Below are 12,687 nucleotides of genomic sequence, written 5' to 3'. Positions count from 1 at the left end.
AGGTGCCCATTATGAGCACCTGATAAAAAAAGTATAACTAACCTAAACTTTAATTGAAGTCAAAACGCAATCCCAATGAAATGTTGTTTTGCTTTGTAGCATTATCTTTAAATAACGGATTCAGATCGTATTTTAGATATAAAGACATCGAACGATACCCTACATAAGTACTCAAACCGTATATAAAACCGTTGGTATTAAAACCACTATTTTGGGTTTCTTCAATATCATAACCATCGCGTTCGTATTCCAAAAACTGTTTGGTATTCAGATTCGCACCGATGTATCCTCCAATTCCGGCACGAAAATTCTGATGTGTTCTAAAAACTTTTTCGCCTTTATCATTGGTCTTAACCGGTGTAAAATCAAATTCCAAATGCACCGGGAAGATTAGTTGCACGTTGCGCAATCTGGATTCTTTTAACCATACCGATGAAGGCGCAAGATCAGTTTGATCATAGTTTTTTACAAAATACTGATTATCCGAAGGTCTAAGATTGTTGTACACCGCCGAAAAACCATATTTTAAATGTAACAGGTTATCGTTTTTTGCCAATCGCGTATTCAACGTTAATCCGACTTCATAAAAATGGGATCCCCAATATCTGAATTTTGAATTTGCCAAAGCACCATCGGTCATAACATTGTTAACACCTCCTGCAACAACCAACTGTGTTGTGGTTCTTTTTTCGCCGGACTTAAATTTATTTTTACCTTTTTTATACTTTAATACGAAATAACCTTCTTCATCTGTTTTCGTTGTATCACGCTCTTTGATTTTACCATCTACCTGTTCTTTAACCAACAGGTTTAAGTTGGCTTCCTCTACCGCTACACGTTCTTCGATTCGCTTGGCGTGGTAATTGGCGGCTTCTAATTTTTGCGTATCGGCTTCTTCACGGGTAATCTGATTTTGCTCCCAACGCGCATTAATACTGTCTACCTTGTTTTTTAGGATGGCTTTTTCCTCTTTGGTGATTCTTTCGATATTGGCGGCAATTACTTTTGCACGGTTTTCAAAGTTTTCCTGAGCGTGGATTTTCGTCACCACCAGGCATACGAAAGCCACTACATAAAAAATAATTTTCTGCATAATTCTAAATTTTAACTATTCGATTTATTGATTGATTTATTCGGTATTGCGATTCGCTACAGCCGATTTTACGGTTTTAAAATTCCGATTGATCGTCTGAAATACACCTTCGCGATAGTCGGTAGTGATTTCTCCTTCAACAGTACTTAACAGGGAATTGGCGTCGACTTTTACATTCCCTTTTTTAATCGTACTTTTTGTTGGAGCATTTTTATCTACCGATGCCAGCAAGCTTTCCACATCCACCGTGGTGGTTGTCTTTTTGATTTCTTTTGGCGGTGTTACTTCAACAATTTGTGTTTCCGGAGTGGTTGTTGTTTGTTGCCCGATAGCGGTACCGGATTGTGCTTTCACTATTGACTTAACATTTGTTTTTACAACAGCTGCAATGTTGCTCTTTTCATTTTTAACGGATTCCGAAACAACTTCTTCTATTGCCAAAGGTGTTGTATTGATTTCCGACGTTATTGAATCCTGTTTCTGTTTGGCAACCGTTTTTATTGTTTCTTTTATTTTTAGGTCTTCTTTTTGTTGTTCCATTAATAAGGTTCCCACGAACAACATTCCGACAAAAACCGCCGCCATAGACAACCATTTGTAGCTACGTTTCGGCTTTTTCTTTTCGGAAACCGAAAGCATCGCATTCAATCTGTCCCATGCCATTTCGGAGGGTTGAATCTTTCTTGAATTCAACTTATCTCTGAAATCCTCTTCTAATTTATTCGGTTCCATTTTGATAATTTTTTAGTTTGTTAATTTGTTCCTGCAACATTTTCCGGGCGTGCGAAAGTTGTGATTTTGATGTTCCTTCGCTAATTCCCAACATTTTTCCGATTTCCTGATGCTTATACCCTTCAATCGCATAAAGATTAAAAACCATACGATAACCGTCGGGTAATTTATCGATCAGAAACTGGATATCGTCTACCGACAATTGGCTTTCGATATCGTTGAACCGCTCTTCAAAATAACTTTCGTCTTCGGTAAATTTTACCGGTTTTTGTACCCGGATGTGTGAGATACATTCGTTAACCATAATCCGTCGGATCCATCCTTCAAAACTGCCTTTATGTTCGAATGTTTTTAAATTGGTAAACACTTTCATAAAAGCGGTGATCATCACATCTTCCGCCAGATGAACATCTTTTAAATACTGTCGGCAAACACTTAGCATCTTCGGAGCAAAAAGCGAATATATCTTATGCTGTGCATGTCGATTGTTGTCGACTGCCAACGCGATTAGTTCCTTTTCTTCCTGATGTAGGTTGATTACTCTCAAAATAATTATCAGATGTTTCTATTACTATAGACGGGCTTGCTCTGTAAATGGTTGTATGGGATATACAAAAAAGTTTAAAATTTTTGAAAAACACTGAAAAACAAGATTTTACAGTGCTATTATTTTAAAAAAAAATTATTTTTTTCTTTCGATCACGTAGTTCACCATTAACGTTAGTGCGTTTTTATAAGGTGAATCCGGGAAATTCTGCAGTAATGAAAGTGCTTCCTGTTGGAATTGCACCATTTTTTGCTCGGCGTAGATTAGTCCGTTCCGTTCTTTTACAAAAGCAATGACTTCGCGAACGCGTTTCTTGTCTTTATTATGGTTTTTGATGGAATTAATGCACCAGTTTTTTTCTTTGGTCGTACAATTGTTAAGTGCATAAATCAACGGAAGTGTCATTTTTTGTTCTTTGATGTCGATTCCCGTTGGTTTCCCGATGGCATCATCGGTATAATCGAAAAGATCGTCTTTGATCTGGAATGCCATTCCGATCAATTCCCCGAATTTCCGCATGCGTTCTACCACTTCAGTATCTTCGGGTTTTACCGCACAGGCTCCCAAGGCGCAACAAGCCGCAATCAGCGTAGCCGTTTTTTGTCGGATGATTTCATAATAAACATCTTCCGTAATATCCAGTCGTCTTGCTTTTTCGATCTGAAGCAATTCGCCTTCACTCATTTCACGAACAGCAACGGATATGATCTTTAACAAATCGAAATCATTGTTGTCGATCGAAAGCAGCAATCCTTTGGACAACAGGTAATCGCCCACCAAAACGGCAATTTTGTTTTTCCATAAGGCATTAATCGAGAAAAAGCCGCGGCGACGGTTACTATCATCAACGACATCGTCATGAACCAAAGTGGCGGTATGGATTAATTCGATAACCGACGCACCGCGATAGGTACGTTCGTTAACGGTTCCGCCGGAAACCATTTTTGCCGTTAAGAAAACAAACATCGGTCGCATTTGTTTCCCTTTTCGGTTTACAATATAATAGGTAATTCTGTTGAGCAAGGCAACCTTTGAGGACATCGATTCATGAAACTTCTTTTCAAAAAGTTCCATTTCTGTACCAATCGGTTGTTTTATTTGCTCTACAATTTTCATCGGTTTCAAATATACCAATTTGGTCGGAAAGTAAAAAATGATAATTTTTATACTAAACTTTATTTTTTTACGTTAATATATAATTACCAACAAATCATTCATTCTATTTTACAGGAAAAACAACCTGATCAGTAAGGCTGTCGAAAATGATTTTATGTTGATCAATGTATAAAGCGTAATAGCTTTATCCCGGAAAAGAAACTTCGATTATCACTTTAGATTACATGGTTATTACCATTGAAAAAGCCCCTTAAAGGGGCTTTTTTTATGCTTCTGCTTCTTTGTTGGCCAACTGACCGCAAGCCGCATCGATATCTTTTCCACGACTTCGTCGCACTTTTGCTACAATATCGTTTCGTTCCAACGCACTAATATAAGCGTCGATTGCCGCTGCCGGAGCCTGTTGAAATTCACCATCGTCGATTGGGTTGTATTCAATCAGGTTTACTTTACACGGTACGTATTTACAAAATTTAACCAATGCATCGATCGATTTTTTATCATCGTTGATTCCTTTCCACACCACATATTCGTAGGTTACGCGGCTTTTGGTTTTGGAATACCAATATTCCAGACTTTCGCGTAAATCTTTTAACGGGAAATTTTCAGAAAAAGGCATGATCTGCGAACGGGTTTCATCGATAGCCGAGTGTAATGAAACAGCCAGTTTGAATTTTACTTCGTCATCCGCTAATTTTTTGATCATCTTCGGAATCCCGGACGTCGAAACGGTAATACGTTTTGGCGACATTCCCAAACCTTCAGGAGAAGTGATCATATCAATTGCTTTCATTACGTTATTGTAATTCATCAACGGTTCGCCCATCCCCATAAATACAATATTCGATAACGGACGGTCAAAATAAAGTTTACTTTCGTTGTCAATTGCCACGACCTGATCGTAAATTTCATCCGGATTCAGGTTTCGCATTCGTTTTAAACGCGCCGTAGCACAGAAGTTACAATCCAGACTACATCCTACCTGACTGGATACGCAGGCTGTTGTTCGCGTTTCCGTCGGAATCAAAACACTTTCCACTATCAATCCGTCGTGTAAACGAACCGCATTTTTTACCGTACCGTCTTCACTACGTTGCATCTGATCGACCTTAATATGGTTGATCACAAAATTATCCTCCAACATCTGCCGCGTTGCTTTGGCGACATTGGTCATATCGTCAAATTTATGCGCGCCTTTATTCCATAGCCATTCGTATACCTGGTTCCCGCGAAATGCTTTGTCGCCCTGAGCTACAAAAAAATCGCGTAACTGCTCTTTACTTAACGCTCTAATATCTTTCTTTTCCGTTTGCATGGCACAAAGTTAGTAACAATTTGTATAATTGGTCGTTTCTGCTTTTGGTAATTTGTAATTTTGTAAAAAATTTACGTTATGCATTTTATCTCCGAGACTTTAGAAGATTATGTAGCGGCACATTCCGAAAACGAACCGGCTTTGCTCGCCGCCTTAAATAAGGAAACCCACCAGAAAATCCTGCAACCCCGTATGTTGAGCGGTCATTTTCAAGGGCGTGTTTTGAGTATACTTTCCAAATTGATTCGCCCGAAGTCCATTCTGGAAATCGGAACCTATACCGGTTATGCCGCGTTATGTCTGGCGGAAGGTCTAGTTGAAAACGGTACTTTGGACACCATCGACATCAACGAGGAGTTATTCGATTTCCAGCGCAAATATTTTGATCAATCAGAATGGAAAGACCAGATTCACCAACATTTGGGGAATGCTTTGGAAATTATTCCAACGTTGAACAAAAAGTTTGATCTGGTATTTATTGATGCCGATAAAGAAAACTATATCAACTATTTCCAGATGATCGTTCCGTTAATGAATAAAGGCGGTGTTATTCTATCGGATAATGTATTATGGTCCGGTAAAATTCTGGAAACGGTAAAAGCCAATGATAAGAGTACTAAAATATTACTGGAGTATAACCAGCTACTAAAAGACGATCCAAGAGTCGAAACGGTTTTATTGCCGATCCGCGACGGATTGACCGTTAGCCGTGTACTTTAAAACAGAAAAGGGATTACAAATTGTAATCCCTTTTCTGTTTAGATGCGATGCAGACCTGACAGGTTTCTCAGCGGTTTGCAAAAAAACCTGTCAGGTCTAAAATTATATACTATCCGGAAAATATTTTTTCCGATATACTTCATATATTTTTGAAAACAAATAACCGGTTCCAATTCCGAAAATATAACCGGAAAGAATATCACCCGGAAAATGTAGCCCAAGGTAAATACGGCTATATGCAAAGATCAATGGGAACAGGAAAAACAAAAAGGCATATTTGTAGTATTTCCGTAGAATCAACACTATAAACGTAGTCGATGCCAATGAGTTGGCCGCATGTCCCGAAAAATAACTAAACGACGAACTTTGTTTCACCAAACGGATAATGTCTTTGGTTTCCGGATCGTTACACGGACGCAAACGCTGTACGCTGTTTTTTACCAGATTCGTCATCTGATCGGTAAATGCGATCAATAAGGCTAGAGAGAAAATCACCAATAACATGTGTTTCCAACCCAGTTTTTTGTACAACAGATAGAATACATACAGAAATATTGGTGTCCAATACGCTTGTTTGGTAATGATCAGCCAGAGTCCGTCAAAACGTTCGGAACCCAAGCCATTTAAAAAAACCAGTAATTGTTTGTCGAGTTGAATTAAATGCTCCAAGATTACATTTGTCGTTTTATCGGTCCGGAAATATCTTCAATATCCTCTTTGGCTTTATCAATTTCTTTTCGAATACCGCCGGTCAGATCCAAATCCAGATCTTTGGTAAAATCCAAATCTTTGGTTAAGCCGTTTTCTTCAGCACTTTTTTGAATTTCGTTTTTAATGTCGTTGGTTGCGTGCTTAATCTGCGCCATCCCTTTTCCAAGGGTTCTCGCGATTTCCGGCACTTTATCCGAACCAAATAACATTAAAACGACTAATATAATAAGGAATATTTCTCCGCCTCCGATACCAAACATTGTCTATAAGTTTGAAAGTTATAAGTAGCAAATTTACGAAGTTCCGTTTTTATTTCCCGGTTTTTGACTTTTATTAACACAAAAGCACTCTTTCGAGTGCTTCTATTAGTTTTTTTCAAACTGATCAAACTTCGATTTTGGTGTTTCTTTAGGCCATACGTTGTTGGTCACATCGACATCGGCCGTTTGCAGTTTTGGATCCAGTTGTATCTTTTTAACCGGTTTTTCGGTCGCAAAAACGCGTTTTACTACTTCGTTTCCTTTGCGCCAGATTTGTACCGGAAATACGTAATTTTGAATTGTTCCGTCTTCAAATTCCAAATCCACAAGGATTGGCATCATCATCCCTCCCGGTTTTTCGAATTCGACTTCGTAAAAATATTTCGGTGCTTTCAGATTTTTTCGATCTTCCGGTGACAAGGTTTCCACATAATCGTTCAGCAGTTTTACGTCCTGAATGACAAATGGTTTTTTTATACCCGGTTTAAAATCTTCACTACTATCGGACACCAAATACACAAATGGTCCGTTGTCTTGTAGAAAACGTCCTCTTTTGGCCGCAAAGTCTTTCATTTCTTTAGTTGGCTCTTCCGACACATAGAATTGTTTTACATTTTTGATTCCAATATCTACATAATCGGTCGAGTAAAACCAGCCTTTCCAGAACCAATCCAGATCAACAGCCGAAGCGTCTTCCATCGTACGGAAAAAATCTTCCGGTGTCGGATGCTTGAATTTCCAACGGTTGGCATAGGTTCTAAAAGCATGATCAAATAATTCATGCCCCATGATGGTTTCGCGTAGTATATTTAATCCGGTAGCCGGTTTTGCGTAGGCATTGGCACCAAACTGATGGATCGTTTCCGAATTGGACATAATCGGTTCCAAAAATCGTTGATCACCACTCATATACGGTACGATTTTAGCCGCCGGCCCTCTGCTTGACGGGAAGTTTTTATCCCAACTTTGTTCGGTAAGATATTCCAGAAAGGTGTTTAATCCTTCATCCATCCAAGTCCACTGACGTTCGTCGGAATTAACAATCATCGGGAAAAAGTTATGTCCTACTTCGTGGATAATTACACCCATCATACCGTATTTTAATCGGTCGCTCACAAAACCTTTTTCATCAGGACGTCCGTAATTCCAACAGATCATTGGGTATTCCATCCCCTGGTCTTCGGCCGAAATGGATACGGCTTTCGGATACGGATAATCAAAGGTATAGCTGGAATAGCTTTTTAGCGTATGTGCTACCACACGGGTAGAATACTGTTCCCATAACGGGTTAGCTTCCGGCGGATATAAGGAAATGGCCATGACATTTTTACCGCCAATTTTTACCGCCATCGCATCGTAAATAAATTTTCGCGATGTCGAAAAAGCAAAGTCCCGTACGTTGGTCGCTTTAAATTTCCATGTTTTTTTCTGATCCGAAACGGTTTTGGATCGTTGTTCGGCTTCGGCCTGCGTCACTACGATAACCGGGTTATCATAGGAACTTTCGGCCTGCTGGTAGCGTTTTAGCTGTTCGGCTGTAAAAACCTCTTTGCGATTTTGCAGTTCACCGGTGGCTTCCATTACGTGATCGGCCGGAACGGTTATGCTCACTTCAAAGTTACCAAACGGCAAGGCAAATTCTCCTTCGCCCCAGAACTGCATGTTTTGCCATCCTTCTACGTCGTTATAAACGGCCATACGCGGATAGAACTGTGCAATTACATACAGGTTGTTTCCATCTTTATCAAAATGTTCGTATCCGGAACGACCTCCGTCCACTCTATAATTGTTGATGTTGTACCACCATTTTATCGAAAACGAGATTTTCTCACCTTTTTTAAGGGTTTTATCCAGGTCGATACGCATCATGGTCTGATTGATCGTATATTTCATCGGATTCCCTTTGGCGTCTTTTACAAATTCGATGTTATAACCACCTTGAAACGGCTGTTGCATGAATTTCTTTGTAAATCCGTCGGGCGTCATCGCGCCATCCATTCGCTGGTTTTCCACCAATGGCGATTTGGAATCGGGTTTCTTTTCGTTCTGATCCAATTGCACCCATAAATAATCCAATGGATCGGGTGAATTGTTATAATAGGTGATGGTTTCTTCGCCGCTCAGACGGGTATTTTTATCGTCGAGTTCAACTTTGATTTTATAATCTGCCTGTTGCTGGTAGTAAGCCGGTCCGGGTGCTCCGGATGCGGTACGGAACATGTTTGGAGTTGCCATTTGGGTATACATCTGGCTAAACTTGTTCGTGTCGTAATGTCCGGGTTCTCTTTTACCCGAATTTTTTGTATCCTGGCCCATGGTCATTAAGGGAATTGCCAAAGCCAGTATTGAAAAAACAGATGCCGATTTTTTCATGGTTATAACAGTCTAATATTCAATTTTTTCTTTTGGGTTACTATTGGTCAGCAAAAGACTCTTTTTGTTACTATTTATATTCGTATGAATGATATTTTGCTGATCCGGATATATTTCCGTCAGTGCCGTATTGTATACTTCTACCGATGTAATTTTTTCGGTTACCGGCACAGTCAGATAACAAATCACAACATCGTCTTCGGTTTCCCGTCCGAGAAATCGGATCGCCTTTTCCGTATTATTAATGCGGATATGCAATTTATCGGTCAGGTATTTTTTTAAAAGTTCTTCCGCTTCCGGAGCTTCTTTTGTGGTGGCCAGATAAATCTTTTTCTTAACTTTTCGTTCGAGGGCTTTTTCCAAATCGTCTGTAAAAATCCGCGCGGTTATCTGCAGGGCTTTTTTTTCCGGCACATAATTAACCTGATAGATGGAGACATAGAATTTATGAAATCCCGCTGCGCTAAGACTCAACAATAGCAGGAATAAAAAACCGTATCGCAACAACTTTGTCATCCTCCAAAGATAGTATTATTTCTTTTTCGCCTGTTGATACGTTTTACTTTTACTGATCAGATAATCGATCAGTTCAAATTCGTGTTGCGGCTCCAATAATTCGCGGGTAAGCGTACCCTGATCGCAATAGGTTAAAAAAGGTCCGATATCGTCTTTTTTAAGTTTTAAGACATCGGTAAAAAACGGCGTGGAAACTCTTTCTCTTACGGCATCGGCAAAAATCTTATCGGTTACAAAAGTAGCAGTCCCGGTATCGGTTTTGCGTTTGGATTTGAAGAGGCGACCCACCATTTCCCCCACCTTAATAAAGTCGACACCCGTGAGCGGGCTCATACTGGTAATTACCGGCGGTGTGGTTGGTCTGGTCAGGTAATCGGTTTTAAAATCGGTCTGAAATAAGGTATTCTCCGATACGGCTATCCGCTGGCTTCGATCTTTTAATTTTCGGGTATCCCGTTCCAAATCCCCGGAAAGTCGTTTTACAATTACTTCGTTTAGCTGGTTTACCTCGACGGTAAGTCGGATCCTAAGAATTTGCATGTCGAAATCTCTTTTTTCCAATACAACCATCAGCGGACTAAAGGAAAGGCTCGAAAAAACCAGTGTATCTTTCGCCCGGGCATAAATTTCGAATTCCCCCATTTTACCGGTATTCGTTTTAATACGGGTTGCCGTGTTCAGAATCGTAATATTTTCGGCATCGAGACTATCGATTTGTATCTGACCTTTTAGCAGTTCCCGGGTAGTGGTTTGTGAAAACGCTTGAAAAGTCAGTAACAACAGGATAAGCAGCAGTTTATTTTTCATCTGTAATTATTTTTCGGTATTGCACGGCCAGTTCATTCAGATAAAACGTAGCCAGTGTTTTGTTTTTGGCTTTTATCGCTGCTGTAAATCGTTCGTTTTCGACAGCATAAAAGATAAATCCCTGTACATATTCCTGTGGAATTTTTAAGGTATTTACAAAATACTCTTCGTCATACATCCCTTCCAACTTTTGTCGGAACAGCTCTTTTTTCTCTATTTCAACTTCTTTTTTCAGCATCGATGTCCGTCCGGAAAACCAGTTTAACAACGGGTCAAGACCTACAACCGTATTCGTTCCTATTTGTGCATCGGTTCCGGTGGCTGTTTTTAATTTTCTTTCGGCCGGCGTGTATTTTTTCTGTCCTCTCGGAACCAATCCCAAACTTTCCGAATTGATATTTCCATATTCATTGATCACGACCTCTTTTAACTGGCGTATCATCACGTCTAATTTGACATAGAACAACTCCTCGTTAAAATCCTTTTCCTCCAGTCGGATTTGCCGACCTTTAAATTGGACTGCCGAAAAAATCAGCGTGTCATTCGGTTGGGCCATTATTGCAAAAAAGCCGCCTTTTTCCGTCACTACCGCTTTTTCCGTTCTTTTATTGATCACGTGAATACCGTCCAACTCCGATGTCGCAGCCATAACTTTCCCTTTCAGGACTTTTGTATTCTGTGCGTATGAAGTTACAGAAATTACCAATAAAATCAAAGGAAAAATCTTATTCATTTGTTGCGCCTTTTCGCAATATGCTTTTTTACCGGACATTTATTCGGAAATTAATTTTTTATATTTTACAGCCAGCTCCGTTAGTAAAAAAGTCGCCAAAGTCTTATTTCTTTCGTTTACCGCTTTTTTAAAACCGGCATCATCCATCGCATACAACCAGAAACCGTCCACGTACTCCTGTTGAATTTTAAGTTCATCTGTCACAAAAGGCTCCTGGAACCAACCTTTTAAACGATCCATTAGCATTTCGCGCTGTTCAACGGATAGTTCCTTTTTAAGTCGTTCGGTTTTTCCCGTTATTTTATTAATAATCGGATCAAAAGGCAAAGCACCTCCCAATAGATTTAACAATTGTATCGGTTTAAAATCGCCCGCTGTTTTTAACTTGCGTTCGGCTGGCGTATATTGTTTTTGTCCCATCGGCACAATTCCGAGGCTTTCGGAAGTAATACCACTTTTTTCAATATAGACTTCGCTTAATTTATTCACTTTGGCCACCATTTTCAGCAATAGCTCCCCATCTTCAAAATCAATTTCTTTGACGGTTATCTTTTTTTCTTCATATTGAATAGACGAAAATTGTATCACATCTCCGGCCGCAGCGGTAATGGTAAAACTTCCGTCTTTACGGGACAATACCTGCTTTTCCGTGGTCAGATTCACAACTGAAATCCCTTCTACATCACCATTTGTTTCGGCTATAAGTTTTCCTTTCAGCGGTTTTTCATTTTGAGCCGAAAGCAGGGTGGTACACAGCAATAAAAAAAAAAGTAGTTGGTGTTTCATTCAAAGTTTTTTATTCTTTATTAAATTCGAATATATTGGGTAAAAATATTTGCTTATTCTCCAAATTTATTGCCAACAACTTTGTAAAAATTTGTTAAAAGCGAGAATTTCACATTTGACTTTCTTTTTGTAATTAAATGTATCTTTGACCCAAACCGAACCCAACACCATGAAAAAACTTATAATTGCCAGTACTTCAACACTTCACAGCGGAAGTTACCTGGACTATCTTTTACCCACTTTGGTTGCGCATTTTAAAAATGTAACAACCTTGTTATTTATCCCTTATGCCCGTCCCGGTGGGATTTCGCATGAAGCGTATACCGAAAAAGTACGCGAGGCATTTTCCAAAATCAATATTGCCGTAAAAGGAATTCACGAATATGAGAATCCGATCGAAGCTGTAGCTGCCGCAGAAGGTATTTTTACCGGTGGTGGAAATACGTTTTTATTGGTTAGTCAATTATACCAAACCAAAGTTATCGACGCACTGGAAACTGCTGTCAAAAACGGAACACCTTATCTTGGCACCTCAGCCGGAAGTAATATTTGCGGACTAACGATGGGAACAACTAACGATATGCCAATTGTATATCCACCGAGTTTTAAAACATTGGGATTTGTTTCCTTTAATATCAATCCACATTATTTGGATCCGGATGTTAATTCGACCCATATGGGCGAAACCCGCGAAACCCGCATTAACGAATTTCATCATTTTAATTCGCAGTCGGTATTGGGATTGCGCGAAGGAAGCTGGTTGGAAGTAAGCGGAAATACGATCACACTTAAAGGAGCGCTACACGCCCGTTTGTTCCGTCAGAATCAGGAACCGGAAGAAATTGCCCCTGAAAGCGATTTAAGCAATCTGAAATAAAACCAGTATAAAACAAAAAAACCGAAACAAATGTTTCGGTTTTTTTATGGAGCGGAAGACGAGGCTCGAACTCGCGACAACCAGCTTGGAAGGCTGGAGCT

General features: G+C 39.6%; 14 protein-coding genes. 2 read left to right on the top strand and 12 right to left on the bottom strand.

Translation table 11 applies throughout. The annotated features are described in order from the left end of the window. Positions 1 to 49 precede the first annotated feature (49 nt). The 5 genes from Q1R07_RS03590 to rlmN all read right to left on the bottom strand — a co-directional run bounded on the left by Q1R07_RS03590 (position 50) and on the right by rlmN (position 4,803). On the bottom strand, positions 50 to 1,093 hold the full coding sequence (locus tag Q1R07_RS03590; RefSeq protein WP_300486086.1) for a hypothetical protein: 1,044 nt from the start codon (positions 1,091 to 1,093) through the stop codon (positions 50 to 52). 36 nt (positions 1,094 to 1,129) lie between these two features. Beyond that, positions 1,130 to 1,825, bottom strand: coding sequence for a hypothetical protein (locus Q1R07_RS03585; protein ID WP_300486084.1), 696 nt, complete (start codon positions 1,823 to 1,825; stop codon positions 1,130 to 1,132). After that, positions 1,812 to 2,372 carry an RNA polymerase sigma factor gene (locus Q1R07_RS03580; protein ID WP_300486082.1) on the bottom strand — a complete coding sequence of 187 codons (561 nt, stop codon included), beginning with the start codon at positions 2,370 to 2,372 and terminating at the stop codon, positions 1,812 to 1,814. Before Q1R07_RS03580 ends, Q1R07_RS03585 begins: the two co-directional genes overlap by 14 nt. Positions 2,373 to 2,507: 135 nt before the next feature. Then, complete coding sequence (locus Q1R07_RS03575; protein WP_300486080.1) at positions 2,508 to 3,488, bottom strand: polyprenyl synthetase family protein; 981 nt, start codon at positions 3,486 to 3,488, stop codon at positions 2,508 to 2,510. Positions 3,489 to 3,753: 265 nt separating this feature from the next. After that, the gene (rlmN, locus tag Q1R07_RS03570) at positions 3,754 to 4,803 is read right to left on the bottom strand and encodes a 23S rRNA (adenine(2503)-C(2))-methyltransferase RlmN (RefSeq protein ID WP_300486078.1); all 1,050 of its coding nucleotides are present in this window, start codon (positions 4,801 to 4,803) and stop codon (positions 3,754 to 3,756) included. 78 nt (positions 4,804 to 4,881) lie between these two features. On the opposite strand from rlmN, the gene Q1R07_RS03565 reads away from it, so the two are divergent. Continuing rightward, positions 4,882 to 5,523 carry an O-methyltransferase gene (locus tag Q1R07_RS03565; protein WP_300486076.1) on the top strand — a complete coding sequence of 214 codons (642 nt, stop codon included), beginning with the start codon at positions 4,882 to 4,884 and terminating at the stop codon, positions 5,521 to 5,523. A gap of 102 nt (positions 5,524 to 5,625) precedes the next feature. On the opposite strand, the gene Q1R07_RS03560 is transcribed toward Q1R07_RS03565, so the two are convergent. From Q1R07_RS03560 to Q1R07_RS03530, 7 genes are all read right to left on the bottom strand, one after another. Beyond that, the gene (locus Q1R07_RS03560) at positions 5,626 to 6,195 is read right to left on the bottom strand and encodes a phosphatase PAP2 family protein (protein ID WP_300486130.1); all 570 of its coding nucleotides are present in this window, start codon (positions 6,193 to 6,195) and stop codon (positions 5,626 to 5,628) included. Further along, complete coding sequence (locus Q1R07_RS03555; RefSeq protein WP_136402173.1) at positions 6,195 to 6,494, bottom strand: twin-arginine translocase TatA/TatE family subunit; 300 nt, start codon at positions 6,492 to 6,494, stop codon at positions 6,195 to 6,197. Before Q1R07_RS03555 ends, Q1R07_RS03560 begins: the two co-directional genes overlap by 1 nt. 105 nt (positions 6,495 to 6,599) lie before the next feature. Further along, positions 6,600 to 8,867 carry a M1 family metallopeptidase gene (locus Q1R07_RS03550; RefSeq protein WP_300486072.1) on the bottom strand — a complete coding sequence of 756 codons (2,268 nt, stop codon included), beginning with the start codon at positions 8,865 to 8,867 and terminating at the stop codon, positions 6,600 to 6,602. A gap of 12 nt (positions 8,868 to 8,879) precedes the next feature. Then, positions 8,880 to 9,383: a DUF6702 family protein gene (locus Q1R07_RS03545; protein ID WP_300486070.1), complete on the bottom strand. Its 504-nt coding sequence runs from the start codon at positions 9,381 to 9,383 to the stop codon at positions 8,880 to 8,882. Between the two features lie 15 nt (positions 9,384 to 9,398). Beyond that, entirely contained in the window at positions 9,399 to 10,190 is a 792-nt protein-coding gene (locus Q1R07_RS03540) for a hypothetical protein (protein ID WP_300486068.1), read from the bottom strand. Then, entirely contained in the window at positions 10,180 to 10,923 is a 744-nt protein-coding gene (locus Q1R07_RS03535; RefSeq protein WP_300486066.1) for a hypothetical protein, read from the bottom strand. The genes Q1R07_RS03540 and Q1R07_RS03535 overlap by 11 nt, the downstream gene beginning before the upstream one ends. Positions 10,924 to 10,962: 39 nt before the next feature. Beyond that, a complete protein-coding gene (locus tag Q1R07_RS03530) occupies positions 10,963 to 11,709 on the bottom strand; it encodes a hypothetical protein (RefSeq protein ID WP_300486064.1) in 747 nt (248 codons plus the stop codon). Between the two features lie 169 nt (positions 11,710 to 11,878). Between Q1R07_RS03530 and pepE the strand changes: the two genes are divergently transcribed. Then, positions 11,879 to 12,586, top strand: coding sequence for a dipeptidase PepE (gene pepE, locus Q1R07_RS03525; RefSeq protein WP_300486062.1), 708 nt, complete (start codon positions 11,879 to 11,881; stop codon positions 12,584 to 12,586). Positions 12,587 to 12,687: the final 101 nt, after the last annotated feature.

Origin of the sequence: Flavobacterium sp. (genome assembly GCF_030146175.1) — a bacterium.
Lineage (GTDB): Bacteria > Bacteroidota > Bacteroidia > Flavobacteriales > Flavobacteriaceae > Flavobacterium.
The sequence above is the reverse complement of the archived record's forward strand: the minus strand, read 5'-3'. Positions and strand labels throughout refer to the sequence as shown.

What these genes read in the sequence shown, in the direction of transcription:
- Q1R07_RS03535 (WP_300486066.1), bottom strand. Translation starts at nt 10,923, where the DNA reads ATGAATAAGATTTTTCCTTTGATTTTATTGGTAATTTCTGTAACTTCA.
- Q1R07_RS03575 (WP_300486080.1), bottom strand. Translation starts at nt 3,488, where the DNA reads ATGAAAATTGTAGAGCAAATAAAACAACCGATTGGTACAGAAATGGAA.
- Q1R07_RS03540 (WP_300486068.1), bottom strand. Translation starts at nt 10,190, where the DNA reads ATGAAAAATAAACTGCTGCTTATCCTGTTGTTACTGACTTTTCAAGCG.
- Q1R07_RS03530 (WP_300486064.1), bottom strand. Translation starts at nt 11,709, where the DNA reads ATGAAACACCAACTACTTTTTTTTTTATTGCTGTGTACCACCCTGCTT.
- Q1R07_RS03590 (WP_300486086.1), bottom strand. Translation starts at nt 1,093, where the DNA reads ATGCAGAAAATTATTTTTTATGTAGTGGCTTTCGTATGCCTGGTGGTG.
- Q1R07_RS03545 (WP_300486070.1), bottom strand. Translation starts at nt 9,383, where the DNA reads ATGACAAAGTTGTTGCGATACGGTTTTTTATTCCTGCTATTGTTGAGT.
- Q1R07_RS03585 (WP_300486084.1), bottom strand. Translation starts at nt 1,825, where the DNA reads ATGGAACCGAATAAATTAGAAGAGGATTTCAGAGATAAGTTGAATTCA.
- Q1R07_RS03555 (WP_136402173.1), bottom strand. Translation starts at nt 6,494, where the DNA reads ATGTTTGGTATCGGAGGCGGAGAAATATTCCTTATTATATTAGTCGTT.
- Q1R07_RS03565 (WP_300486076.1), top strand. Translation starts at nt 4,882, where the DNA reads ATGCATTTTATCTCCGAGACTTTAGAAGATTATGTAGCGGCACATTCC.
- pepE (WP_300486062.1), top strand. Translation starts at nt 11,879, where the DNA reads ATGAAAAAACTTATAATTGCCAGTACTTCAACACTTCACAGCGGAAGT.
- Q1R07_RS03550 (WP_300486072.1), bottom strand. Translation starts at nt 8,867, where the DNA reads ATGAAAAAATCGGCATCTGTTTTTTCAATACTGGCTTTGGCAATTCCC.
- rlmN (WP_300486078.1), bottom strand. Translation starts at nt 4,803, where the DNA reads ATGCAAACGGAAAAGAAAGATATTAGAGCGTTAAGTAAAGAGCAGTTA.